The organism is Dyadobacter luticola, assembly GCF_005860805.1.
Taxonomy (GTDB): Bacteria; Bacteroidota; Bacteroidia; order Cytophagales; family Spirosomataceae; genus Dyadobacter; species Dyadobacter luticola.
This window is the reverse complement of record NZ_VCEJ01000004.1, coordinates 540,282-566,232: the sequence shown is the minus strand read 5'-3', so window position 1 is coordinate 566,232 and position 25,951 is coordinate 540,282. Positions and strand designations below refer to the sequence as shown.

At 45.9% G+C, this 25,951-nt stretch carries 26 protein-coding genes and 1 pseudogene; 16 read left to right on the top strand and 11 right to left on the bottom strand.

The genetic code is table 11. The features are described 5' to 3' along the window. Positions 1-322: 322 nt before the first annotated feature. The 6 genes from FEN17_RS13110 to FEN17_RS13085 all read right to left on the bottom strand — a co-directional run bounded on the left by FEN17_RS13110 (position 323) and on the right by FEN17_RS13085 (position 8,099). A complete protein-coding gene (locus tag FEN17_RS13110; protein WP_374756670.1) occupies positions 323-523 on the bottom strand; it encodes a hypothetical protein in 201 nt (66 codons plus the stop codon). Beyond that, a complete protein-coding gene (locus FEN17_RS13105) occupies positions 483-728 on the bottom strand; it encodes a Fic/DOC family N-terminal domain-containing protein (RefSeq protein WP_138365801.1) in 246 nt (81 codons plus the stop codon). Before FEN17_RS13105 ends, FEN17_RS13110 begins: the two co-directional genes overlap by 41 nt. A 238-nt stretch (positions 729-966) precedes the next feature. Continuing rightward, positions 967-1,962 (bottom strand): DUF6807 domain-containing protein, encoded by a 996-nt coding sequence (locus FEN17_RS13100; RefSeq protein WP_138365800.1) that lies wholly within the window; start codon positions 1,960-1,962, stop codon positions 967-969. 36 nt (positions 1,963-1,998) lie between these two features. Continuing rightward, the gene (locus FEN17_RS13095) at positions 1,999-3,315 is read right to left on the bottom strand and encodes a Gfo/Idh/MocA family protein (protein WP_138365799.1); all 1,317 of its coding nucleotides are present in this window, start codon (positions 3,313-3,315) and stop codon (positions 1,999-2,001) included. A 9-nt stretch (positions 3,316-3,324) separates the two neighbouring features. Further along, positions 3,325-4,887 carry a SusD/RagB family nutrient-binding outer membrane lipoprotein gene (locus FEN17_RS13090; RefSeq protein ID WP_138365798.1) on the bottom strand — a complete coding sequence of 521 codons (1,563 nt, stop codon included), beginning with the start codon at positions 4,885-4,887 and terminating at the stop codon, positions 3,325-3,327. A 26-nt stretch (positions 4,888-4,913) separates the two neighbouring features. Next, positions 4,914-8,099, bottom strand: coding sequence for a SusC/RagA family TonB-linked outer membrane protein (locus FEN17_RS13085; RefSeq protein ID WP_171037924.1), 3,186 nt, complete (start codon positions 8,097-8,099; stop codon positions 4,914-4,916). A 209-nt stretch (positions 8,100-8,308) separates the two neighbouring features. Here FEN17_RS13085 and FEN17_RS13080 point away from each other — a divergent pair, with 209 nt between their 5' ends. From FEN17_RS13080 to FEN17_RS13070, 3 genes are all read left to right on the top strand, one after another. Beyond that, positions 8,309-9,373 carry a dihydrodipicolinate synthase family protein gene (locus FEN17_RS13080; protein ID WP_205748156.1) on the top strand — a complete coding sequence of 355 codons (1,065 nt, stop codon included), beginning with the start codon at positions 8,309-8,311 and terminating at the stop codon, positions 9,371-9,373. A gap of 77 nt (positions 9,374-9,450) precedes the next feature. Next, complete coding sequence (locus tag FEN17_RS13075) at positions 9,451-11,847, top strand: ABC transporter permease (protein ID WP_138365796.1); 2,397 nt, start codon at positions 9,451-9,453, stop codon at positions 11,845-11,847. Positions 11,848-11,861: 14 nt separating this feature from the next. Further along, positions 11,862-12,278 (top strand): DUF1810 domain-containing protein, encoded by a 417-nt coding sequence (locus tag FEN17_RS13070; RefSeq protein ID WP_138365795.1) that lies wholly within the window; start codon positions 11,862-11,864, stop codon positions 12,276-12,278. A 336-nt stretch (positions 12,279-12,614) separates the two neighbouring features. On the opposite strand, the gene FEN17_RS13065 is transcribed toward FEN17_RS13070, so the two are convergent. Continuing rightward, positions 12,615-12,926 carry a helix-turn-helix domain-containing protein gene (locus FEN17_RS13065; RefSeq protein WP_138365794.1) on the bottom strand — a complete coding sequence of 104 codons (312 nt, stop codon included), beginning with the start codon at positions 12,924-12,926 and terminating at the stop codon, positions 12,615-12,617. Further along, complete coding sequence (locus tag FEN17_RS13060) at positions 12,904-13,260, bottom strand: type II toxin-antitoxin system RelE/ParE family toxin (protein WP_138365793.1); 357 nt, start codon at positions 13,258-13,260, stop codon at positions 12,904-12,906. The genes FEN17_RS13065 and FEN17_RS13060 overlap by 23 nt, the downstream gene beginning before the upstream one ends. 176 nt (positions 13,261-13,436) lie before the next feature. Between FEN17_RS13060 and FEN17_RS13055 the strand changes: the two genes are divergently transcribed. Then, positions 13,437-14,078: an outer membrane beta-barrel protein gene (locus FEN17_RS13055; protein ID WP_138365792.1), complete on the top strand. Its 642-nt coding sequence runs from the start codon at positions 13,437-13,439 to the stop codon at positions 14,076-14,078. 69 nt (positions 14,079-14,147) lie between these two features. Here the strand turns inward: FEN17_RS13055 and FEN17_RS13050 are convergent, their stop codons facing one another. Then, positions 14,148-14,525, bottom strand: a complete 378-nt coding sequence (locus FEN17_RS13050; protein ID WP_138365791.1) for a hypothetical protein — start codon at positions 14,523-14,525, stop codon at positions 14,148-14,150. A gap of 38 nt (positions 14,526-14,563) precedes the next feature. On the opposite strand from FEN17_RS13050, the gene FEN17_RS13045 reads away from it, so the two are divergent. Both FEN17_RS13045 and FEN17_RS13040 read left to right on the top strand, forming a co-directional pair. Then, positions 14,564-16,051, top strand: coding sequence for a hypothetical protein (locus FEN17_RS13045; RefSeq protein WP_138365790.1), 1,488 nt, complete (start codon positions 14,564-14,566; stop codon positions 16,049-16,051). 119 nt (positions 16,052-16,170) lie between these two features. Next, positions 16,171-16,560, top strand: a complete 390-nt coding sequence (locus FEN17_RS13040; RefSeq protein WP_138365789.1) for a VOC family protein — start codon at positions 16,171-16,173, stop codon at positions 16,558-16,560. Between the two features lie 19 nt (positions 16,561-16,579). Here FEN17_RS13040 and FEN17_RS13035 read toward each other — a convergent pair whose 3' ends face one another. Further along, the gene (locus FEN17_RS13035; RefSeq protein WP_138365788.1) at positions 16,580-16,969 is read right to left on the bottom strand and encodes a putative quinol monooxygenase; all 390 of its coding nucleotides are present in this window, start codon (positions 16,967-16,969) and stop codon (positions 16,580-16,582) included. A 101-nt stretch (positions 16,970-17,070) separates the two neighbouring features. Here FEN17_RS13035 and FEN17_RS13030 point away from each other — a divergent pair, with 101 nt between their 5' ends. The 10 genes and pseudogenes from FEN17_RS13030 to FEN17_RS12990 all read left to right on the top strand — a co-directional run bounded on the left by FEN17_RS13030 (position 17,071) and on the right by FEN17_RS12990 (position 24,897). Further along, on the top strand, positions 17,071-17,481 hold the full coding sequence (locus tag FEN17_RS13030; RefSeq protein WP_138365787.1) for an EVE domain-containing protein: 411 nt from the start codon (positions 17,071-17,073) through the stop codon (positions 17,479-17,481). A 623-nt stretch (positions 17,482-18,104) separates the two neighbouring features. Beyond that, positions 18,105-18,377, top strand: a complete 273-nt coding sequence (locus FEN17_RS27695; RefSeq protein ID WP_310589770.1) for a DUF1016 N-terminal domain-containing protein — start codon at positions 18,105-18,107, stop codon at positions 18,375-18,377. 287 nt (positions 18,378-18,664) lie between these two features. Continuing rightward, positions 18,665-18,943, top strand: a complete 279-nt coding sequence (locus FEN17_RS27690) for a PDDEXK nuclease domain-containing protein (RefSeq protein ID WP_229208810.1) — start codon at positions 18,665-18,667, stop codon at positions 18,941-18,943. Between the two features lie 346 nt (positions 18,944-19,289). Next, positions 19,290-19,805, top strand: a complete 516-nt coding sequence (locus tag FEN17_RS27280; RefSeq protein ID WP_171037923.1) for a hypothetical protein — start codon at positions 19,290-19,292, stop codon at positions 19,803-19,805. A gap of 77 nt (positions 19,806-19,882) precedes the next feature. Further along, positions 19,883-21,091, top strand: a complete 1,209-nt coding sequence (locus FEN17_RS13015; protein ID WP_138365785.1) for a hypothetical protein — start codon at positions 19,883-19,885, stop codon at positions 21,089-21,091. A gap of 307 nt (positions 21,092-21,398) precedes the next feature. Next, entirely contained in the window at positions 21,399-22,205 is an 807-nt protein-coding gene (locus FEN17_RS13010; RefSeq protein ID WP_138365784.1) for a pentapeptide repeat-containing protein, read from the top strand. Beyond that, a complete protein-coding gene (locus FEN17_RS13005; protein ID WP_138365783.1) occupies positions 22,205-22,834 on the top strand; it encodes a nucleotidyltransferase domain-containing protein in 630 nt (209 codons plus the stop codon). The genes FEN17_RS13010 and FEN17_RS13005 overlap by 1 nt, the downstream gene beginning before the upstream one ends. Further along, complete coding sequence (locus FEN17_RS27500) at positions 22,827-23,114, top strand: hypothetical protein (protein WP_138365782.1); 288 nt, start codon at positions 22,827-22,829, stop codon at positions 23,112-23,114. The genes FEN17_RS13005 and FEN17_RS27500 overlap by 8 nt, the downstream gene beginning before the upstream one ends. Before the next feature lie 401 nt (positions 23,115-23,515). Further along, the gene (locus FEN17_RS12995; RefSeq protein ID WP_138365781.1) at positions 23,516-23,803 is read left to right on the top strand and encodes a hypothetical protein; all 288 of its coding nucleotides are present in this window, start codon (positions 23,516-23,518) and stop codon (positions 23,801-23,803) included. Positions 23,804-23,862: 59 nt separating this feature from the next. Then, positions 23,863-24,897 (top strand): annotated as a pseudogene (locus tag FEN17_RS12990) (PDDEXK nuclease domain-containing protein). A 61-nt stretch (positions 24,898-24,958) separates the two neighbouring features. Here FEN17_RS12990 and FEN17_RS12985 read toward each other — a convergent pair. Next, complete coding sequence (locus tag FEN17_RS12985; RefSeq protein ID WP_138365780.1) at positions 24,959-25,732, bottom strand: hypothetical protein; 774 nt, start codon at positions 25,730-25,732, stop codon at positions 24,959-24,961. Positions 25,733-25,951: the final 219 nt, after the last annotated feature.

The window sequence follows — 25,951 nt, the reverse complement described above, 5'->3', positions numbered from 1 at the left end:
CAGGGCTTTAAAGAGCTGGCGCATTCGCTCAAAATGGTGCACGATCTGGCGCTTTATCATTCGGATGTTCCGTTTGATGCGGCCGAAAAGTCGGCGCTATTTGATGTGAATTTACTTGTAGAGGGATTCCAGAAGATGGCGGGCAAAGCTTGAATTTAAGGGATTGTCAGTGACAGTCCCTTTTTTATTCTACAAAGTCGAGCAGCCTTAAAAACAGCAACATGAATTATACACGTTTCTCAAACATGTATAGAAAACAGCACTTTACTATATATGTTTTTCGGATATGTATAGAAAATGCCACTTTTCTATACATATCCGGTTACCTCACATTCACATTACCCAGATGATCATATAAGGCCACATTAATGTAATAGTTGTCTCTACCGAATTTCTGCTTGTGAAGTATACCAATTTTCGAAAGTTCGTCCAGATAGCGGGTGGCCGTGATTCGGGATACGGCCAGATCTGACATAACGAAGTCAATTTTGGTATATGGATGCTGAAAGATATTGTTTAGCAAATCCTGGCTGTAAATGGCCGGAAGCTCGCTTCATGTCCTTCGCTTCCTGCAGAGATAATGTACTGATCAAAATCGCTTCATTGGGAATGCTCGCAACCGCACCTTTCAGCTCAGCCAAAGCCGCACGTGCAGCCGCGACTTTTTTTAGCACCGGCTTGGTTTCAAGGTCAATGTCAAATGGAAGTAGTGCGATTTTGTAATTCATAGCGCTCTGTGAAATCTCATATTTTCAACCGCTTTTTCTTGCAGCGTCTAATATCAACCTCTTCCTTCCGGTTAACAAATTTACATCGTCTATTTTTTGTAATTCACCTCTCACAAACTCCACCGCACCAGCGAAGCTCCCTTCACATCTCCCCTTTTGTTTTTGCGAGAAACTGCATGCCGGTTTTAACAAAAACCAGATGGATAATACACCTGCAAAAAGTAACCTTTCATAGGAGTTATTTGGAAATCGTTTTCAAATAATCTTGATAAGCATTTTCAATGTTGACCTTGCCTGCATCAGGTTTGCAATAAATGAGGACGCCGTAGCCCAGGTGAAATTCCTGGCCTTTTTTGATTACCTCGGCGCTTTTCTCGCCTTTTTTCATGGCTTCCCGGCCGAATGCATTCGCCGCCATCAAACCATAATCGCGGGTGTGGAACCAGCTTGGGCGGAAGTTTTTGGGATCGGGCATGATCGCCACGCCGACGTACTGGTTATCCACCGGCCCGCTGTAATCGACCCATTTTGAAGCTTTGCCCCAGGTACCTTCGCCGTCTTTCAAACCCTCGGCATTGGTAATGTGGCCTTTTCCGTACTGCACGCTGAATTTGGTATTGACCCGCACGCCGAGTCCCATTTCTTCCTGATCGCCAAATGTAATATCACCGGAATCGGACGAGAAAGTACTGTTCACCAAAAGCAATGTTCCCGCCGGACGCACCAGGATCGTGTATTTTACCAGTTCAGCCAAAACCCGGTCTTTTCCATCGGTACTCATGTAATAATTGCGCACCACAAATGTCCCTTTTCCCGGCCCGCCTTTGGGTTGTTCCACAAACATTTCGTGCTCCACTTTCGCTTTCAGCCGCCAGTAATCATGACCATTGATATCGCCAAAACTCACCCAGATACCCGGATGGAATGTCGCATGATCTTTGGGATCACCCTCCTGCGGCGGGTAGTTGCGGGTAACCTGAATACCGCAGGGCGACTTCACATGCGCAAAGTATGGTCGCGTAATTTTCTCATCTTCATACACATAGCTCGCAAAAGGCTGGCCGCCGATCAGTATGTTCAACGTGCCCGGCTTCTGCTCGAATGTTACAGCCGCTCCGGCAGCATCTTCTTTTTTTACGTTTTGCGAAAATGCAGGCGCAGCCAGTGAAAGCGCGATAACGCAGCAGATAATGTAGGTTTTAATGTATTTCAAAAAGATTGAATTTCTTGTCATAACCTAGGTTTAAGTCTCTTGATAAAATAATGCGAACTAGCCTTTCCAGGGAAGTTCATAGCCTTTCCGGTACGTCCGGCTGAGCATTGCATTGGCCTGCTTGTCCATGCCGGGACATTTAATTTCCTCTTTTACAGGATCATATTGCAGCGACGGCGCGCCGAGCCGGGTGGTAATGTTCGCCAGCAAAGCCATATTGGTAGCAATCGCGCCTTTTTCGATCGGCGAGTTGAGTTTCGCAGGATTGTTTTCGCGCACCGCCGTGATGAAATTGGGCATAATCGCCTCCACCGCTTCCGGGGCTTCGATTTTGATCTGCTCCTTGCCTTTTGTGACAATCACCCCGGCGCGGTCAAATTCCATCTTTCCTTCCGTCCCGTACGCCACATTGCCATTGTCGTGGCCTTCCAGCGTGTAATCCGTCCAGAGGCGCATTTCCCAGATGATCTGCGTGTCGTCGTACTCGAAAATCGTCGTCTGCGTGTCCGGCGTTTCGTGGTCGTCTTTGTAAAAATATTGTGCTCCTGACGATATGACCCGCTTGGGATACCTATCGCCCAGCGCCCACACCGCCACGTCGATCTGGTGCACGCCATCATTGGCCGCATCGCCATTTCCATAATCCCAAAACCACCGCCAGTTATAATGCCAGCGGTTTTTGGTAAAAGGCACTTTCGGCGCGGCACCGAGCCACATATCGTAATCCACACCCGCCGGCGGCGCCTCGGCTACGGCTTTTCCTATCGATTCACGGTACTGATGGTCAATCGCTTTGATGGTATGTACCTTTCCGATAATGCCATTCCGCAGCTGCTTCATGCCCTCGATATGTGCCCCGTTGCTCCGCCGCTGGGTGCCGTGCTGCACACATTTGTTGAATGATTTGGAAGCTTTCACGAGCAAATTGACTTCTTTAATGTTGTGCGCGCAAGGTTTTTCCACATATACATGCTTTCCCGCCATCATCGCCCACAGGGCCATGGGCGTATGCCAGTGATCGGGCGCGGCGATAGAAACCGAGTCGATGGATTTGTCTTTGAGCAACTCCCGGAAGTCCGAGAATTTCTGGATCTTATCTGCATTCGGAACATCCTTAAATGCTTTTCCAAGCTGGGCGGGATCTACATCGCAGATTGCTACGAGGCTGCAACCCTTCATGTTACCGAAGTTCTTGGTGTGGTTCCGGCCCATGCCGCCGGTACCGATCACGGCGTGCCGCACCATATCGCTCGGCGGCGTTTGGGCCCAGCCCGAAGCAATGTAAGGCGCGGCAAACAAGCCCGCACCCGCGGTTTTTATAAAATCGCGCCGGGTTACTTCCGGCGCGATTTCCTTTGATTCGATATCTTTCATGCTTTTTCATTACTGTTTATCCCACCAAACCCTCGTCTTGAAATTGTCCGTCCCCTGCCGTGCCACCGCTTCATTGTAATTTGCAGTGTTCAATACCGGCTCATCTTCCGGGTAGCGCAGTCTGCGCGGGTAAGTCCCATCGGTTTCATTGCTCGGATAGTTGATCGGGATCAGCTTGGGATAGCCCGAGCGGCGCACATTGGCATACGCTTCAAGTCCATTCATAAAAGTGGCCGCCCAATATTGGGTGTTGATCTGTTCAATGGCTTTTTCTTTGTCACCGACACCTAAAAACGGATTTGCAGTCAGATAAGCCGCAATTTCCGCGTCCGTGATCACCGCCGACGCATCGTATTTTGCCAGGTTTTTCATTGCCCCGGCCACGCCACTTTCGTAAAGGGCTTTGGCATCCCCGCTGATCCAGCCGCGGATTACCGCCTCGGCGAGCATATACTGCACTTCGCCGTACGTCAGGCACATTCTCGGACCGTCCAGTTTGGCATACACATCGCGGTTGATCCCCGAGTATTGGTGCTGGTCTTTGGTATTATCCCAGCTCGGATCGTTTTTGATCGTCACCAGGTTAAAACCATTCGGCATTCCTTTCTGCACTGCCGGATCGGTATTTTTGGTCGAAGCTTTTGCAGGATCGGAATACACGGCCACCATATATTTCAGGCGCGGGTCGTTTCTGGTTTTCATATAATTAAAAATCGTCGCGCTGATCTTGCCCGGCGATACGCCCGAAACCGACAATGTCCAGCTCTCGCCATTCACCAGCGACTGGTTCGCACCCGTCTTATCCGGAAACCGCACATACATGTTGTCGTCCACCGAAGTGAAAACGCCCCCCGCAAATGCCTTTTTCACCCACGTTTCAGCCGTTTGCGGTTCTACTTTCTGCAGCCGCATCCCCAGCCGGAGCATCATCGAGTAACCGAATTTTTTCCATTTTGCCACATCTCCGCCGTAAATAATATCGGCTGCGACAGGTCCTTTGGTCGCGTCCAGCTTGGCGGTAGCATCTTCCAGCTCGCTCAGCATGCTGTAATAAATGTCCTTCTGCGTGTCGTATTTGGGTTTGTAAATCGTGCCGGTGTATCCCTGGTTCGCCTCCGAATAAGGCACGTCGCCGTACAGATCCGTCATCCGGTGGTAGATCACCGTTTTCCAGATACGCGCCATGTTGTAGAGGTTGCTCATTTCCGGCTTATCCTTCGAGAGCAGGATCGCATCTTCCAGCAGCTTGCTTCCGCCGTTGATCGCATTGAATGTATTTTTCCACAAACTCTCGCTGCCGCCTTTGTTGTACACATATTTATCCCCAAAAAAATCGAAGGTACCCGCGTCGCTCAGCGTCGCGAAATGCTGGACGAATGTTTCGGTATAATGCAGCGAAGCGCCGTCGTCACCCCGCGAGGAAAAAAGTTGCGCAGAAGTAAACAGGTACGCCGGGTTAAATCCCTCGGCAGTCGCCGCATTCGGGTCTTTGTTTAGTTCTTCAAAATCGCCATCGCAGCCGGACAGTATTACCATGCTGCTTGCGAATATCAGGCTTAGTATTTTTTTCATTTTCAAAAAGATTTATCCGTTCCTGATTAGAATTTCAAATTCACATTAAAACCGTAGCTTCTGGTCGGAGGCAGCTGCGTAGACTCGATGCCCTGATCATTACCCGCCGACAAATTCGTTTCCGGATCGATACCGGGCGTATGTTTCATGAGGGTTTGCAGGTTTCTGCCAACGATAGACAAGCTCGCGCCTTTGACAAAGCCGATTTTCTCATACAATGCACGGGGTAAATTATACGTCAGCGATACGTAGCGAAGTTTGATGAAGCTGGCATTGTAGAGATAATCGTCCAGCGCGTCGCGGCGGCGTACGATAATGTCCCGGTTGTTGATCTGCGCGGCGGTGACCAGCACTTTGTTTTCCTCGCCGGTTTCGGTCACGCCGGGCAGTACTACCCCATTTTCACGTCCGAGCAATGATCGTGGCGACATACCGCGGTGTTCGAGGTTATAATTCGTATTGGAATAAATCAGCCCGCCGAATTTCCCATCCACCTGCGCCGAAAGCGTAAATGCCTTGTAGCTGAATGTGTTGGTGATCCCCGTGGTGTACCGCTGAATCCCCGAGCCGAATGCTTTTACAGTTGTTGGCACAATCGGCAAACCTTTGGCATCCATCACATCCCGGCCATTTTCATCGCGCTTGATCGTCCGTCCCACGATCTGCGAATACTCTTCACCCACCACCTGTTTCAGGAAAACTTTGGTAGAAGTTCCGAGCAAAAACTCATTCGTCGAATTCGAGATTTTCAGGATTTTACTTTTATTATAAGCCACATTGAGCGACACATCCCAGTTGAAATTTTTGGTTGTGACAGGTTTCACGGTAAACAATGCCTCCACACCACGATTCCGCAATTCTCCGACGGTCACCACGGCACCATTATAGCCGGTAGTCGACGAAACGGTTTCCGTCGTAATGTCATTTTTGGTCGAGCGATTGTAGACTGCCAAGTCAAGACCTAGTTTATTATTGAACAAACGGAGATCCAAACCGGCTTCCAACTCATTCACACTCAGCGGACGCAGGTTTTTATTTGGAACAATCGCCTGGTTAATGGTTCCCAGCGGCTTGCCGTCGTAGCTGTAAGGCAGCACGCCGTAAGTCAGGTTGAGCTGGTAAGGATCGGTAGCACCACCGACGGAGGCGTAAGAAACGCGGAATTTACCAAAACTGATCGCTTTCGGCAGATTGAAAGCATCTGAGAAAACATAGCTCAAACTTGCCGACGGATAAAAATAGTTGTTCGATTCAGGACTAAGCGTCGAAAACCAGTCATTCCGGCCGGTAACATTCAGGAAGAGGTAATTTTTAAAGCCCAGTTCCGCAGTACCAAACAAGGAGTTGATCTTATTATCGGTGATACTCGTCGTCGTATTCCGCACGGAAGTATTGTTGATCACTTCCAGCCGCGGCGTGATAATGCCCGAGCCGCTGATGCTGGTACCATAACTGTGCTGCGACATTAAGTTACCACCCGCATTCACCACCAGGTTGAAATCCTTGCCCAGCGCTTTGTTCAGCCCGATCATACCTTCAAAATTGCGCTCGTAAAAGTTGGTCTGGATCTGATCGATCTGACCGTTCGGACGGTATCCTGTACCATCGGGGACAATTTTATTGATCTGATAAGAAAACATATCCTGCCCTACTTTTCCCTGCACAAAAAGCCAGTTGGTAATGTTCCAGCGCGCATTGATCGCGGCAATGAAACGGTCTTTCTGGGTGTTGTTTTTGATTTGATTCAGCGCATAATAAGGATTGGTCGCGCCCAGATCGGTACCTAATACTTTTTCTTTAAATGTCAAAGGATCGTAGCCGGGAGACAGTGCGCTCGTCGGCATGTTGCTGTTGACGAACAAAATGGTCCCTGCACTGTTGGCATTATTGGTTTCCAGCACGTAGCGGTTATCCACTTTTTCGTTGATGTAATCCACATTGGCGCTGATGATAATGTTCTTGGTCGCATTTTGATTGATGCTCAAACTGAAATTATCCCGCCGCATTTTCGCATTTGGAATAATCCCCTGGTTGCGCATATCCGTCACGGCCACCCTGAAATTTCCTTTGTCGCCGCCGCCGGTAAAAGCTACATTGTTGGACGACGTATGTCCATTACCGTAAAAATCTTTCAGCACCTGATCCTTCACATAAGAATAAGGCCGCTCCACGCCATCCAGCTGCACCGTCGGCAGCCCGTCATACTTGGCGCCCCAGTGATTTTGCCCATGCGCCGCAGCCACGCCGACACTTGCCGGTTTCACACCATTGTAACCCTGACCATACTCCTTTTGCAGCTGCCAGATAAAATAAGGCACCTCGATCGTATTGTTGGAATTGAATTCAATACCAATCCCTTTATTTCCTTTGCCCGATTTGGTCGTGATAATGATCGCCCCGTTTTTGGCACGCGAACCGTACAATGCAGCCGCGGCCGCGCCTTTGAGGACTGTCATTTCTTCCACATCGTCGGGGTTAATGCTTGAAATGTTATCGCCCCAGTCAGGATTATCGCCCTGGGTTTTGCCAAATTTGGTATTGTTCATCGGCAAACCATTGATGATAAAAAGCGGCGCATTATCGCCCGAAAGCGAAGTATTGCCACGGATCGTAATGCGGCTAGAACCAGCAGGGCCGGTCGCCGCTGCCGAAACATTCACCCCCGCCACTTTTCCCGCCAGGGAGTTGCCAATGTTGGTTTCACGGGTTTTGGTAAATGCGCTCCCGTCGACCCGCGTAACCGAATACCCCACCGCTTTCACTTCTTTCTTGATACCCAAAGCCGTCACTACCACTTCGTCCAGCGATTTGGTATCGGTCAAAAGCTTTACTTCCAGCATGGAATTACTGCCCACGGTCACTTCCTGCGGCTGGTAACCCACAAAAGAAAATACCAGCACCGCATTCGGCCCCGGCGCCTCGATGGTAAAATTGCCACTCGCATCGCTGCTGGTACCTTGCTGACTGCCTTTTACCAACACATTCACACCGGGAAGCGCCTCCCCTTTTTCGTCGGTGACCTTGCCTTTGACCGTTTCCAGCGCCATCGGTTTTCCGGCATTTTTGGCTGTCAGATTTTTATCTTTTTCGGCCGTAAACATTCCGGCTGCCTGGCCAGGTACTGCCAGGGCCGCCAGGGCAATCAGCAGGCCGAAGCGCCAACAATAGTTTGTAAAGCGCGTACCATTTTCTGGTAAAATTTTCTGTTTCATGCAAATCATTGGGTTTAGGTGTAAAGAGTTCCAAAGGCTTTTTCGAGATATGGGGCCGATGGTTACAATTACATGTACGCCGGCTTATGATATTCAGGCCTCCATTTTGTACAGTTTTTTAAAAATAAATTCCTAAAAAGGCTACCGATCAAGACTTTTTGAAGTATTGCTTAAAAAACCACCTGTTTACCTAAACCTTTAAACTGAAAATGAACCTCTTAAACCCTGTAACCAGACGGAATTTCCTGGAAAAAGCCGCACTCGGAACGTTCGCGGGTAGTGCGATGTTAGAATCTGCATTTACCGGCAGCGCGCCCGATCTGACGCATTCAAATGCTTTCGCGAAGGATGAGAAAAAATTCGTCCCGGTGATGATCACGCCTTTTGATACCAGCCTGAAAATCGATTACGACAAACTTTCGCGGGTCATCGATTTTTACCTCGCCGCGGGTGCCAAAGGTTTTTTCGCCAACTGTCTGAGCAGTGAAATGTATTTTCTGAATGACCAGGAGCGGATCGACCTGACAAAGTATGTCGTGAAATATGTCAATGGAAAAGTGCCCGTGGTTTCGACCGGCTCATTTGGGGATACGCTTGAAAATAAGGCTTTGTTCGCGAAAAAAATCCGCGATACCGGCGTAGATGGCGTCATTTTGATATCCGGTCACTTTGCTGAAAAAACGGAAAGTGATAATGTACTGAAAGAGAATTTTGAGAAATTTTTTACGCTGGCGGGCGATATGAAAATGGGCACATATGAATGTCCGGTACCCTATAAACGTATCCTTACGCCGGAGGTTTTCCAATTTCTGGTTTCCAATAAAAATATGGTGTATCACAAAGACACGACGGAGGACATTCAAAAAATCGACGAAAAGCTGGCGGTGGCAAAGGGTACGCAGATGGAACTCTACAATGCACATTCTGCCTCTGCACTGAAATCGCTGCAAGACGGCGCGAGAGGTATGTCGCCGATTTCCGGCAATTTTTATCCCGAGATCCATACCTGGCTTTGCAAAAATGCCAGTAACCCCGCCAAAGCCGAAGATGCCAGCTGGATCCAGGCGGAAATCGCCCGCATGGAACCACTCATTTCCCAGCCTTACCCGCTCAGTTCCAAATATTTCCTGAAAAAACGCGGCCTCCCGCTCGACCTCGTCTGCCGGGCCAAAAGCAAAGTGGTAACGCCCGAACAGCAGCAAACCCTGGATGCGGCGCACGCCACATTCCTGGGCTGGTGCGAGCGGCTTGGGATTAAGCCCGTGAAAGTATAGGAGATTTTAACATTCTCAATATAGGAGTAACATGGGTGCCCCGCCGCCTTTTTAATCCAAACTAACTGGCGGCTAGCATGTTCGGTAATTATTTCAAAATCGCCTGGCGCAACCTGACCGGCAACAAGACTTATTCAGCGATCAACATTGTCGGATTGGCGGTCGCAATGCTGATCGGGTTGTGGATTTTTGATGAATTGTCATTTAATAAATATCATCAAAATTACGGCCGGATGGCGCAGGTGATGCAGCAGCAGACGCTGGATGGCGAGGTAAATACGGGCGGCAATGTTCCCGCGCCGCTTTTTAAAGAATTGAAAACCAGCTTCGAAGGAGATTTCAACCGAGTTGTGATTACGTCCTGGCTCCAAAGACATACGCTGGCTTACGGTGGATCGAGCTTCACGACGCCGGGTAACTTTATGTCTGCTGGCGCGGCGGAAATGCTATCGCTGAAAATCACCAGCGGAAGTGCTTCCGGGCTGAAAGATCCGGCCACGATCCTGCTTTCCGAGTCGGTAGCGAAAGCGATGTTCAAAGGCGCCGATCCGGTCGATAAGACGATCAAACTCGATAAAGAACAGAATGTAAAAGTAGTTGGCGTTTATGAAGACATTCCATACAATTCTGAATTTCACGACCTGCGTTTCATCGCGCCTTTTGATTTGTTCGCGGCCTCGACGGATTGGGTAAAGGCAGCCGTAGACAATAATGAGTGGGAAAGCAGCTCGTTTCAAATCCTGGCACAGTTGGCTGAAAACACCGATTTGAATGTAGTTTCCAATAAAATCAAAGACATTAAGCTGCGAAAAGCAGGGGCCGATGAGCTGAAATTCAAGCCGCAGATTTTGCTGCATCCGATGAGCAAGTGGCATTTATATTCCGAGTGGAAAAATGGTGTGAATGCAGGCGGGCGCATTCAGTTTGTCTGGCTTTTTGGCATTATCGGTGTATTTGTGCTGCTGCTGGCTTGCATCAATTTTATGAACCTGAGCACCGCGCGCTCCGAGAAACGCGCCAAGGAAGTAGGCATCCGCAAAGCGATCGGCTCGCTGCGGCTGCAACTGATCGGGCAGTTTTTCAGCGAATCGTTTCTGGTGGTTTTCATCGCGTTTTTTATTGCGCTGCTGCTCGCACGGCTGGTTTTGCCCACATTCAATGTCATCGCCGACAAGCAAATGCTGATACCCTGGGACAATCCGGTTTTTCTGCCCGGCGGCATATTATTCGCATTGCTGACCGGATTTATCGCGGGCAGCTATCCGGCATTTTATTTGTCCTCATTTCAGCCGGTAAAAGCATTGAAAGGCAAATGGACGCCGCTGGGATGGAGCGTTACATTGCCACGAAAAGTGCTTGTAGTGCTTCAATTCACGGTTTCGATCACATTGATCATCGGTACTGTGGTGGTTTACAAACAAATCCTTCACGCCAAAAACCGCCCGATCGGCTACAACCGTCAGGGCCTTGTGACGATGCTGATGACCAACCGGGAAATGCACACGCACTTCGACGCGGCGCTCGACGACTTGGTCAAGACCGGGAGTGTACTCTCGCTCGCAGAATCCGCCGCGCCGCCTACCGAAGTTTTTTCGGCCAATGTGGGTTTCAACTGGAAAGGCAAGGATCCGGTCCTGCAATCCGAGTTCGCGACGATTGGAATTTCTCATGATTTTGGGAAAACGGTTGGATGGGATTTCGTCGCTGGCCGCGATTTCACAAGAACATTAGCGAGCGATTCGGCTGGATTTGTCGTCAACGAAGCAGCGGTGAAGTTTATGGGTTTGGGCAAAGAAAACCTGAATGACGCGATCGGCGAAACCGTCACCTGGGACGGCCGGCCATTTAAAATTATTGGCGTAATCAAAGATATGCTGATGGAATCGCCTTATGATCCGGTCAAAAAATCGATCTTTTTTATCCACCCAAAAGGCGGCCGCTTCGTCACCGCGAGACTTAATCCGGCCGCAAGCGCCAGTTCAGCATTAAAAAACATTGAAACCGTTTTCAAAAAATACATCCCCGACACACCTTTCAACTACCAATTCGCCGACCAGGAATATGCCCTGAAATTCGCCGCCGAAGAAAGGGTAAGTCAGCTCGCCGCGACTTTCACGGTCCTCGCGATTTTCATTAGCTGCCTCGGCCTCTTCGGCATGGCCTCGTTCATGGCCGAACAGCGCACGAAAGAAATCGGCATCCGCAAAGTCCTGGGCGCATCGGTCGCCAACTTATGGCAGCTCCTTTCCAGCGATTTTGTGATCCTCGTCGCCATTTCCTGCCTCCTGGCCACACCCATCGCCTGGTACATTATGGCCAGCTGGCTGGAAAAATATACGTATCACACCCAAATTTCCTGGTGGATTTTCGCGGTAGCGGGCGTCGGTTCGCTTGTGATTACGCTGGCTACGGTGAGTTATCAGGCAATCCGGGCGGCGCTGGTGGATCCGGTACGGAGCTTGCGCGGGGAGTAGTTAAACAAATCATTATGAACTCATCAAACCTTCAAAAATTCCTGGACGCGCAGAAAAATGACTACGATTCCGCGCTGGCTGAAATCAAAAACGGCCGCAAGGTGGGGCATTGGATCTGGTATATTTTCCCGCAAATCAAAGGTCTGGGCATGAGCAGCACATCTGCGCATTATGCAATAGAAACTCTGGATGAGGCTGCTCAGTACCTCGCCCATCCTGTTTTGGGCAAAAGATTAATTGAAATTTCCGGCGCAATGCTGGCAATAAAAGGAAAATCAGCAAATCAAGTTCTCGGAAGTCCGGACGATTTGAAACTGAGGTCGAGCATGACATTATTTTGTCTGGTGCCGGAAACAAATCCGGTTTTTCAGGCGGTACTAGATAAATATTACGAAGGAAAGCCAGACCCGCGGACGTTGGCATTGGTATAATGAAAAACGTAAACAATGACAAGAATGGGATTTTTGCTATAAACAGGGCGCTACTCCGTAGCGTTTTTTCAAATCAACCATCAATAGGTAATTCTGGATATCAATTCTTAGTGTATGATTTTTAATATTGTCATCTCTTATATGTCTTATATGCGTCCCAAATCAGCTGTCCGTCAAAGTCTATTTCATAGTCGGATGCTTTGCTATCCCCTCACCTAAATAATGTTTTGAGTAAGTAAAGCGGTTATCAGACGAACCTAGGTCATGATTAGTCTCATCAATCACATGTATTTGAAAATCTCTAAATCTGTACTCGTTCACTTATATGATAACGGTTTATTTTATCACACTGATTATCAAATTCCCGCCCAAACCTTCCCGAACAATCCGCATTAAAGTCGATAACCGGATATCACTCGCATTATTCTCAATCCGCGAAATGTAAGTTTTCGTTGTACCGCATTTGTCGGCAAGTTGTTCTTGCGTCATACCTTGTTTTTTTCGCAATTCCTGAATCATTGCGCCTAGTTTAAATGCTTCAAATTCCTCTTCGTATTGCTCGCGTTCGACTGTTCCTCGTTTTCCATATTGCTCGTCCAGATGAGCTGAAAACGATGTTAATTTTTTATTTTGACTTTCGTTGCTCATTGAAGTATTGCTTTTTAAGTTTTTCAGCGAGGTCTAGTTCACTTTGGGGAGTCTTTTGTGTTTTCTTCTGAAATCCATTTGTCAGTACAATCAGGTTTCCTTTGTCGAAAAAACCGAAAACGCGATAAATGTCAGATCCAACTTCAACTCTGACTTCATAAATTCCTGTTGAGTTTGTGATATGCTTGAAATACTTTTCAGGCACGCGATCTACGGTTGCAATAAGCTGTAAAGTCCAGTTAAATTTCTTTTTTACTTCTGGTTTCAAACTCTCAAAGAAATCGAGGTAGTAGTTCTCGTAGTAATAGATATCCCTGATAAACTTCTCCGTCATCGCTAGTATAGTGGTGTAACTTTTCCTTAAAGTTAGCTAATCAGATAACAACTAAAAAGTTTTCTTCAACACCTTTTCAACGAACCGAACCATATTTTTAAAATAATACTCTTATTCCTTTATCTTTTTCTAACATCACGTTAAGTAAAACAGGAGTTATTTAACCTTGTTTACTCATGAAACCAACATCCTACACCATCATCCTATTGACCGCATTCACCCTGCTTGGCGCAAAAGCTTTTTCCCAGGACAAATTTGCATTGTCCGCGTCGGTTACGCCATTTTTTACGCATGCCAAAGCCACCGTTGACGCTACTGTACCAAATCCGGATGGCAGCGGAACGTTTGTTAATCAGAGACTTAAATCGGAAGCGTCGCTGAAAGGGTTTTGGGTTGGTTTGAATGGGAGATACTTTTTTTCAGAAAAATGGTCTGCCTCGACAGGCTTATGGTTTGGGTATTCAACAGATAAGGGAAAAGCTTCCAGCGGCCGGTCGCATAACTTTTCTATACCTGTGCTTGCGAACTTCCAGCCGTCTATGCGGAAGGTTTCACCTTATTTTTCCGCGGGCGCACTTTGGAATTTCAATACAACAAGCCACGTCAACATTCCCGACATCGGGACAGTCACTTTTAAATCCGGCAAGAACAACACTTCAAGGGTATCGCCCACAATCGGCGTCGGGGCGATCTACCACGCCGCTCCGCATTTGGCGCTGATCGCCCAGCCGACTTTCAGCTACGCAATACCGCCTTCCGGCATTGACAGCCATGTGTATCAGGTAGGTCTAAACGTGCAGGTGATGTATAGCTTTTGAGCAGATATCGGTCGGTTTGTAAAAACCGCGACCAGATTCCGTCGCGGTCCAGTTTTGTTATTGGGTCAATCAATTATCCTTTTTCGCTCCCGACTGCGGGGCACCGGTGCGGCTGCTGGCAGGTTGTTCGGATTGTTTCGTCGCGCCTTTTGAGGACTGACCAGCCGTGCCGCCTGTACTTACCTGCGATTTGTTATTGCCGGTGGTGCGGCTGCCTGCATTGGTAGCTCTGCCAGCCTGGCTTGCGCTTTCAGTCTTACCATTTACCTTTTGCTGGCCGCCGTCGGTGGTGCTACGGGGCGCGGTAGTGCTTTTGTTGGCGGATGGATTTTGTTTGGTGGTATCCTCCGAGCTCAATTTCGGATTGGTCGAAATGGTGGTGGATTGCGCGAAGCTGGCCGATGCCGAAATGGCTAAGGCAACAGCGGCTATGATTAGCTTTTTCATAAACATTCAAAATTTAGAGTTTGTTGAAGTGCCATACTATGTCAAAAGCATGCCAGAAGCGCACGACCCCTTCTCAAAAATTTTCTTACGATAACAACAGAAGATTGAAAATGGCCCGGTTCGACAGTATGTACCTGAGCCGTAAATATGTAACTTATGGGAAATTCGAATCCATGATGAAAACTTTATACGTTACAGTATTCCTGGCTTTCCTGTTTTGGCAATGCAAGACGGATGACAAGCCTTCAATCGATCCAGGGCAAACCACGCCCATCGGTGTATTTAAATTCACCATTCCGGGAATTGAGCCGAAAAATATCACGGTTGCAGATGATCTGATCATTGTGCATTTACCCGAAAACTATTCGAAGGAAGATTACATCAAACCGGAAGTCATTTTCGGCACGGGTTATTCATCACAGTCTACGCTTTTGAATGGTTTTCACTATAAGGGCCAGGATCTCCGCCTGGATATTCAAAGTCTGAAAGCTGAACTGCTGTCGTATTACGTGATTGTAATACCGCACCAGGCAGTCGTTTTTCAGGGAAGTGTGGAAGAAAAAACATTCACGCTCGGCCCGGAGCTGACGATTTCGGCGATATATGATATCCTGGGAACACGCACAACGGTGGACGACAGCGGCAAGGCGCTGGATAAAGTTTTTATAAGGTTTACTGATCAGGCAACCGGGAAAGTTGCCGCAGAAGTTTATGAATCAGGAAGTTATGGACATGGAGGAAACGAGCTGATTGTTGAATTGCCGCCATCCTTGTTGCCGGGTGAATACGCTGCGGAGCTGGTTTGGGGCTCGCAGGCTGTAACTGTGTTGCGCAAAGTGACCGTAAAACCCGGGACGGTTCAATTGAAGCGGGCTTCCTGGAAAATGCTGGAAAATGAGCCTGATATTGAAATAACCGGATTTAACCTTCCACCCACAGCGCGTTATGAAGCAATCGTACAAAATGACTTTATAAAACCGCAGCGCATTGCGTTGAAATACGAAAAGCCAGGCAAGCTGTCGGGAATGCTGCCCCAGGCGATCACCTCCGGGAATTATAAGATCACTTATCTGCTCGACGGAAAGGAGCAGAAGCCTTACGAGGCAAGGGGGTGGGTAGAAAGGTATTCGGGCGACGACAACATTTACATACGTAAAAGCAATACGCAGCCCATTTTACGGATTGTAACACAGCCTTCAAAGCGGAGCTTTTTTAGTACACCCACCTTAACTGATGTCGATTATTACCCGCCCACCAAGGAAATCGACAGGCGTGAACCGATCCTGGCTTACACCCAGGCCGATGGTCCGACTCCCGATCACAATGCCATGATCCTTGTTAATCAGGAAACCGGCAAAACATATCAGTTGACTTTTTCCGGCGATGCGTACGGAATTTTCGACGCCTTCATTATGCTTCCTGCTTATCCAGTCCCTGCCAATGTACCTAACGGCCGATATGCTATTTACGTCGAGCGCGGGACCGAGAAAACGGAGCGGTATGGCGACATTATTACGCTGAAGTAGCTGCGATTACTTCCGGCAGCAGGCAATTGGTGATAAAAGTTGCGGCGTCTTCTTCATAGCCATTTGGATTTGTCCATAAGCTATCGTTACATTAAGCTGATCATCAAACTTATTTTACCATGAAAGTACAAATCTGGGCCAATCTGGGTGTCAAGGATGTAGCGAAGACTAAAGCATTTTACACGCAACTGGGAATCACAAAAAACAGCGGCCACGAAAGCAATGATCTGACCAGCTTCATTTTTGGCGACGAGGGTTTTGTAATTCACTTCTTCAAGGACGAGCAATTGAAGCAAGCCATGAAAAGCGACCTCGCCGACCTCACCAAAGGCAACGAGGTGATCTTCACCATCTCAGCCGAAACAGAGGCCGAGGTAAACGAATGGGCCACGAAAGTAGAGGCAGCCGGCGGCACCGTATTCGACCCGCCGAAGGCGTTTCAGGGCATGTATGGATGTGCATTCGCCGATCCCGACGGGCATAAGTTTAATATTTTGAAGTGGAAGTGAGAGGCGGGGGAAATTCACCTCACTTATCCTTCCTGAATAGCAGCTTCATCGTCACCTCATCAACCGCATTCATATCCACCAGTTTCAGCGACTTCACCATTTTGACGGTCGACGTTTTGTAATGCTGAAAATGAGGCGTTTTCAAATGGCTCTGGTAAGCCTCCCGACTGGCATAAATTTCCACGATCCGGCACTGCGTACTATCCGCCTTCTGAAACATCGGAAATATCGCCACCACGCCCTGCTCCAATTTGACCGACGCCGCGGCCTCTGTTTTCAGAATGGCTGTATATTCCTTCAAATACTTTGGAAAGATCTCGATTTCGGAGATGCGGACGAGCATGGGTGAGGTTTGGGCCGAGGCGTAGATGCATTGGAAGGTTAGCAGGATGGTTAGGATGAGTTTCATGGGGTTGGATGAGTTTGTTGGATGTTTACTAAGTTAGCGAGGTGGAGGCAGCTTGCCAAATCCCTCATTTGCCACTATCTTGTTTTCCTGAAAAACACAAAATGGCCTACTACATCACCCTATTCTCTCCCGATACATACAATGCATTCACGCAAACTGAGCGGTCTATCTCTGGTTTTCGTGAAAATCAGAAGACGCAGGCAAATGCGATCAAAAAAGGGGATAAACTGATTGCTTACGTGACCAAACTGTCGCGCTGGGCTGGCATTCTGGAAGTCACGGGGGAATATTTTATTGACAATTCGCCGGTTTACTCGGAAGATGATGTGTATACCCTGCGGTTTCCGGTGAAGGAAATTGCCTGGCTCCCGCTCGACCAGGCGCTTCCTGTCGATGATGAAGAATGCTGGACTAGTCTTTCTTTTACTAAGAATTTACCGAGGAAAAGCACAGCGTGGACTAATATGGTGCGAGGCAATGTCATCGCAAATTGGAGAGAGAATAAAGCTTAAAATATCGACGTACTCTGGATCAAAGGCAGGTCGATCGTCGGCGGAAAAGAGGCTTGAATATATGAATGATAGGGTGTTGGATAAGTATCAGGAGCGGGCGGGGGATTTGGGGTGAAAGGCTCAGTTATTCGAAAATTTCGAATAACTCACATTTTTTGCCAATTATAAATAACGTTGATTATTCTCAACAATATCTAAGTTTTGGTTTGTAATAATCAACAAACCCACCGCTATTCAGAAAATCGTCACCGTCGTCGATAGGAAGAACCGGAAGATGATCTGCGATAAGAGCCGGACGATGATCGCCTGGATGAAGGGGAGCTTCTATAAGACTTCGATGACGATTTTCGGGAAGACCCGCCATAAGACGACGCGCCCTTTTTCAAATACGTTTTATTCCCATTTGAGTTAATGTAATATCTGCCACCTCTTGGACCAGTGTGTATGTTGGGTTGCTGTATTGGAGTTGGATAAGTCAAGAGCGACAAAATGAAAAATTCCTGAAAAGTTGCAACAATGGTATTCCAACACACTTAAAACATAAACTAATGCTACCTAGCTTCAACGAAGCCAATTATAAAGAAATACTGCATTAAGCGATTAGCCAGATCTAGGCGGCACGTATACGGATCGCCCGTCAGGTCAATAGTAGTACCCAATCTGTTTATTGGAATTCAAGAAAATTGCTTTCTGAAAGGCAATTAGAAAAAGGTTCCGGCAGCGGTGTGGTCAAACAATTATCCATTGATCTGAAAAATGAGTTTCCGGATATAGATTTATCTCCGCGAAACCTTTGGGATATGAAACCTTTTTTTACGAGCGATACTATCAGGCGGATACAAAACTGCGACAGGCCGTCGCAGTTTTGCCATAGGGACATATTTGCTTTTGATTAATAAGGTACAAGATGATTCTCAGACTGAATTCTAAGCAAGCGAGACCCTGAGCAAAGGTTGGTCGCGGGATTTATTGCCCAATGCCATTAAAATGGATAGTTACAGCCAGGCCCAAAGCAAATCAGGACACACAATTTTGACCAAACGCTCCCGGAGGCACATGCCGATTATGCGAACGAAGTATTCAAAAGCACCTACAATCTTGGATTTTTAGGCGTTACGGAAGCTGTTGAAGAATTGGAACAGGAAAACAGGCTTATCGCGAAAATTGAGTCATTTATACTGAATTGGGCAGAGGATTTAGCGTCATCGGTAACCAGTACCGGCTGGAATACAATGGCAGGGAATATTTTGTAGATATGATCTTCTTCCACTGTGGTCTGCGTTCCCCGGTGGCGATCGAATTGAAAATTGGCAGTTTCAAGGACGAATATGTTGGTAAAATGAATCTCTATCTCTCCTTACTCGACCGCCTGGAAAAAAGCGATAATGAAAACGCTTCCATCGGCATTATTTTCTGCGCTGATAAAGACCATTTGGATGTTGAAAGCTTTGCAAGACATTAACAAACCGATAGGTGTAGCCGAGTATCAGCTTTTGCTGCCGCAGGCTGAATTGCAGATGTTGGTGTTGAATGAATTAAATGCTACTTGACAAGAGAATGACAAACGACTCCAATAAATTTAACCTAACTTGGGTTTTCCTGAGTTTGGAAATGCGCCGCACATTTGGTGTGTTCCAACTTCCTCAAGAAAGAATTATTGAGCCGCCTCGTAAATTTAAGTTTTCAATATAAAATTCAACGGCATTTGTAGTTTTCTTCTGGCGACATTATTAAGTGCCGTTAAATAACTTCTTTTTGCATGGGACAATGGAGTTTGTAGTATTACTTAACTATCTCTCCTTTGTCTAATGAAAAACAGGTTTCTCATCATTACTATTTGCACTTTTGTCCACCTTCAAAGTTGCACTACCTCCGTCGTCCCACTCCGTGGCAAGTACCAGGAAGGATCTGTAAAATCGAAAATAGAGAAACCGTTCGAATCGGTATGGGAGAGCGTTATTGATCTCATCGCAGAGACAGGCGTGTCAGTAAAAATGATTGACAAGGCCAGTGGACTTATTATTGCAGATATCGCTTCATTCTCTGGGTTGTTATCATTTGAAGAATCACGTGGCGACTTGGCCAATCCCAAAGCACATATTGTGATCGAGCGACTGAATAGTGACTTCCCAAATTCTGCAAATAAATATGATGCTACTGCAATTTGGAACATGAGGGTCAAACCCTTATCCGGCAACGTAACAGTTGTAAGTGTCAATCTCCATTCCATTCGCGTCGACAAAGCACTATTACCATTAAGAGGGAAATCAACTGGGAACTTTGAGAAGTGGCTGATAGATGGGATTTTTGAAGGCGTAGAGTAAGTAAGTTGCCTTAGGTTACAGAACAGTTTGAGTAGGTTTAGGAAGGCTATTAAATCAGTATGGATTTATAAACTAAAATGGGATTTGGACATATTTTCACAGGAAAGACTATTTACGATTTCCTCAAACGACAAAGTCTTGAACTTCAAGACGCGGTAGACTTATTAGAAATTTCTTCCGACGAAGATCTGACGGAAATTAAACAGCATTTGTTTGATAATCACCACGTAACCCTCTTAGAAATAGGTACCCCAAAAGCAGACCAGCCATATCATCCGGTTATTGGACCTGGTGATCGTCGCGACAAAAATCGTATAGAAGTAAAAGTTGACATTCCTTTCATCGGAAGAAAAGTACTTTTCGACTATCAACCCGATCCGTACATCTCCGTTTATTTGGATCTTGGTTACATAATAAAAGCAGGAGATAGTCTAGGTGGAACTATCACAGCTGTGGTAGCAATGACCGAATTCGATGCAGAGATTTTTAAATCCCGACTGAACAATTTTCTGACTTCAATTTCAAAAAATATTCCGGCAATTAATGCCCATCTGGCAAAATGGAACGATTCGCTTAAGAATGAAATTGATGGATTGCTCGAAGTTAAAAGAGCGAATTCAGACAAAATGAAAGCTTTTATGAAAGAGATAGGCCTGGATATTAATGCAGACTCTACGAATTATCTTGTGCCACCGATAATAAAAAAGACTCTCATACCTTCACCAATGCAAAAAGAAAAATCATCTGAAAGTACTGCCATACCGACGTTGGCATCTGAAATTTACGACGATATTCTACAAGTAATTGTGAGTGCTGGCACCTCGATAGAGCGGAAACCGTCTCTTTACTTTCAGAAGGAAGAAGAAGACTTGCGAGACATTTTCTTACTGTTTTTGGAGACTCGATACGAAAATACTAGTGGGCATGGAGAGGCCTTCAACAAGAATGGAAAAACAGATATTTTACTTAGGTACGCTCCCGATAACTCCAATATTTTTGTGGCAGAATGCAAGGTTTGGAAGGGGAAATCGTCACTTCATAATGCAATTGACCAGCTGTTAACTTATCTAACGCACCGAGATTCAAAAACTGCTTTGTTGTTCTTTGTCAATCAAAAAAAGTTTATCCCAGTTTTGTCGATATGTCAGGCTGAAATCAAAAAGCATCCGTGTTTTGTCGATGAGTATGGTGAAGCGACGAAAGGGTCATACGGGTATCAATTTTCTTTGAAGGGTGATCCAGAGGCTCGATTTCGACTCCAACTGCTGCTTTTTCACTTTGATTGATAAAGTATTATTTAATTGCATTCTACTGAAGAAGATTTTGCGATTGTATGGAGTGGTATTGTGTAGAAATTGTGATATTTATTTTGTTAGCACTCTTGAATCGAAATTGACTCTCACAAAAAGCGGCTTTTTTTGATTGCATGAAAGGAGTTTATTTTAGTAAGAGACCTATAAGTATCAAATCCCTCCTTAGCGCATACTTGGTATAATCAAGGCTTTTAGAGGCTAGCGATAGACTTTCTATGCCTGCCCTTAAATGTACTCTCTTACTACGATATAGTTGTCGTCAAACTAATAAAATGCACCTATGACCCCAAGTGGTAGAAAAGAAATAAAAGATAAAATGCTTGATAGCGAAAGTGCAAGCCCTGGATACAAAAACCACCATCTTATAAGAGTTGGTGCGAAAGAGATAAATTTTAGCAAGGTTAGTTTTGAGCATACCTACTTTGAGCATTGCTATTTTAGAAATTGTCAATTTAATTCATGCGATTTTACGGGCTGTAAGTTTATTAACTGCAATTTTCAAGGAAGTTCTTTTGGGGGAAGTAAATTCGACTATGCGTTTTTTGAAAAAACATTTATTGATTCTGATATATTAAGTAGTAATTGTCCGTCTTTTAATAATTTAAAACTGAAATTTGCCAGAGCATTAAGAATGAACTATCAGAGCATAGGTGATGCGGAAGCTGTAAATATGGCAATAAGTATTGAGTTGCAGGCAAGCAAGGAGCACTTGTATGCAGCTTGGAACTCAAACGAAACTTACTATCGTACTAAATATGAAGGATGGACGAGGGTTAGATTCTTCTTAAAATGGCTATACTTTAAGATACAACACTTCGTCTGGGGAAATGGAGAAAGTTGGCCAAAATTGCTTAAAACCGGAATTATACTCTGGTTAATCTGCGCAGTGATTGATACTTTCTTGTTAGAGGACTGGGAGAATACATTAAGCTATTTAAAATCTTTTTTGACAGTCCCATCATACTTTATGGGTATCAAAAGACCAGAACATTATCCCGATCTGTATCTGACGTTGCTTACAACCATTCGATTCGTTGGTTTTGCATTGTTTACATCGATTATTATAAAGAGATTTAATAGAAGGTAATGGAAATATACGCGTTTGGATCTCTAACAAGAGGAGAAGTCGACAAATATTCAGACTATGATTTCTTGATTCTTCGTGAAAGTCATGAAAAAATAGGTGATTTAAATAAAGATGATTTTTCCATTTATACTTACAAAAGAATTGATAATTTATGGAAAGAAGGTAATCCATTTGCCTGGCACTTGTTCAAAGAATCAAAATGTATATTTACCTCACTGGACAGTCCTTATATACCAAGCCTGAAAATGCCGAAAAATTATATGAAGTGTGAGAGTGATTTAGAGAGGTTTTACCAGTTATACTTGGATGCCAAGAACTCCCTTTTGGCGAGCAATATTTCAACGGATTTCGACTTATCCATGATTTTTTTAGCTATTCGAAATTTCGCATCTTGCTTTGCACTTGGAATTTTAGGGGAATGTGTCTTTTCAAGAAATTCTGCAAGGATGATCGGAAAATATTCGCTGGATATTGTGAATGATGCTTATGGTATTTTGATCAAAGCCAGGGTGCTAGCTACAAGAGGTATCGGAGCAACAGCCACGGAGGAAGAAGTCAGCGTCATACTAAAGAGCCTTTCACAAATTGATATTTGGTTTAATTCACTTATTAAAGAGTCCAATGGATGAGTTTCTAAACAGAATTGCAGCCCAACGCGCAGTAATTAATATAGTCAATGGAGGCAGAAAATTTGTCTTTCCGCTTGTTGGATTGTCGTTAAAGTCAATCGAAAGGTGGCGGCATGAAAATTCTATCGGCGAGAATTCTGAAATCTTAATAATTCTGAACCTGATTTCTGCGAAGCTCTTCTTTCTTGCGAATAAAAGTCAGGAGCAAATTACTAAAGAGTATAGGCTGTTAAGTAAAAATGTTAGTGAACTAATTGAGCATTTGAACCAAAATATATAGAGAGCTAGTATTAAAAGAATACGAATCTTGAGAGGAGAAGGACTCACCATTCTAAATCACTTATCTTAGAAAAAGAAAGAGGAGTTTTGGACTATTAATGCATTTCGTCCCCTAACGATTGTTAAGTTAAAGAAAATCTCGGCCCCGCATCATTGTTGATATCCTTCCTCCAAGGCTGCACATTGGCAATTTGCCTCACCCAATGTACCTGTTGCGGTTCCAAATATTCCCCTATATTTGCCCCGCAAACGTTTACAAAATTTATATGAACAAACAACCAAAACGCAGGCCAGAAATGGCACTGGAGAAGCAAGAGGGTGAGAGTCCCTTGACCTGCCAAAGTTCGCTTTGTAGACGTTTGCGGTGACTTCTCCTTTCTTTTCATCCAATCCATTTTTACAATGCAAACGTCTAATGGAAAAGGTGTTGACTCGAATGAAGATTCAGTCAACCCAACGCATGATGCACGTCACGCATCAAACCCCAGCATTCCGCTGACGGATTCACAAGCCGAGTTTTGGTATCTTGTAGAATGTCAGGGCTGCAAGGAGCTGGCGCATTCGCTCAAAATGGTGCATGATCTGGCGCTTTATCATTCGGATGTACCGTTTGATAAGGCTGAGAAGACGGCGCTTTTTGATGTGAATTTACTCGTGGAGGGTTTTCAGAAGATGGGAGAAAAGGTTTAGAATTGGAGGACTGTCGGTGACAGTCCTTTTTTTATTTTAAAAAAGCATGTTTGGCCTCTATGAATGCACCACTTTCAGAGTTACCGCTGATTACCAATGATATAAAGCAACTCATTGAGCAAAGCAGACAAAACGTTGCGGTCTCAGTGAACGCAGAGATTACCCTTTTGTACTGGAATATTGGTCGGCGGATCAATCAGGAGATTCTGAATTTTAGCAGAGCCGGGTACGGAAAGCAGGTAATTGACAGCCTGTCTAGGCAACTGACGTTAGAATATGGCAATGGATGGAGCAAACGACAGCTGCATCACTGCCTTCGTGTTGCTGACGTTTTCCCCGAAGTTGAAATTGTGCACGCATTGCGTACACAATTGAGCTGGACACATATCAGACAGATTATTGCGATTGATGATGAGTTGAAGCGAAGCTTTTACATCGAGATCTGCAAGCTTGAAAAATGGTCATCGCGGCAATTGCAAGAAAGGATAAATTCCATGCTTTACGAACGCACTGCTATCAGCAAGAAGCCCGAGATAACGATTGCCAATGATTTGGAAGTATTGAAAACAGAACAGAAGGTAAGTCCGGATCTAGTTTTCAGGGATCCTTATTTTCTGGACTTTCTGGGTCTTGCCGATACTTATTCCGAAAGGGATTTAGAAACAAGCATCATCGTGGAATTACAGCGTTTCATCACCGAAATGGGCAGCGATTTCGCTTTTTTGGCAAGACAAAAAAGGATTACCATTGATAATCGCGACTAATATATCGACCTGCTCTTTTACCATCGGCGACTGAAATGCCTGATTGCCATTGACTTGAAAATCGGTGAGTTTGAGGCTGGATTTAAGGGGCAGATGGAATTGTATCTTCGTTACCTCGAAAAATATGAGCAAGTTGAAGGTGAAAATACGCCGATTGGACTGATCCTCTGCACAGGCAAAAACGAGGAGCATGTGGAATTGTTACAACTCGACAAAAGTAATATCAGGGTAGCGGACTACCTTACTGCCCTGCCGCCACAAAGGCTCCTGCAAGAAAAACTTCACCGAGCCGTTGAAATCGCTCATCAACGACTTACTCAACGAAATTGACAGTGTGAATGATCTAGCGCTTTAACCGAACACATCGACTTACTACTTTGCGCAAAAACTATCAATTATAAAATGCCGCCAACTGCTCCAACCGCCGCTTCGCCAGCTCATTTTCCATCGGCTCAAATCGCGCCACCTCCGCATTATCCTTCGTCACCACTACATAAAACGGCTGCTTCAACTTGCTGGTCATGTGATAGATAGAAACCAGCTCCGCAACATCCTCCGACCATGCCGCCATGCCATACAAGGAAGGAAAAGGTGTCTTCGCTAACTTCTGATAAACCTCCGGCGCCAGGCTCAGCGGCAGCGGCTGCCCGCTTCGAAAGCGCGTTTTTTCCAGCAAAGAATCCAGATACGCGTCCGCAGGCACATTCGGTTTGCGCCAGATTCCTTTTGTAAATGGCGTAGGCGCGACGACCGAATCCTTCTCACCAAAATGAGGCGTCACCTCCGTCACTGCATCTACCACGTGCGTCGCTTCATGCAACAGCACATACACGAGCGCATCCATATTTCCCGCTTCCACGCGCAGCCGATAACCCTCCGCAGGCTTGAAACACGTATTTTCCTTCCAGGTCGCCCATTCAGAAATCGTTTCATTCAGCAGTCCTGCCCGGAAAGTAATGTTGAACATTTTCTTCTCGCCGACTGTGTCAAGCAGCGAAGTCAGTGCCGTGTTGGGCATATTGTCCATGAAACTGATGCTTTGCAAATGTTGCTTCAAAACGCGCTGGTGCAGTGGTGGCAACAGGGAGAATGCATTGCGTACTTTTTCCTTTTGTGCCGATGCCAGCTCGTGGTTAGCTGGCTGCATTCCAGCTTTGCGGAACATTTTGAAGACACTTTCGGGAGCGGGTTTGATGCGTTGAATTAGTTCGTCTTTATTTATGGACTTTGTTTTTTGTGCCAAAGTAAATGTTGAGAAAAACAGCATTAACATAGTTGTCATTATCCAATTCAGCCGCATTTTTCCAATCATGATTTCAATCCAATGTTTTTATAAAATAACTTTGGACAAAGTTCACCACTATGTCTCCATCCGACAAGCTAT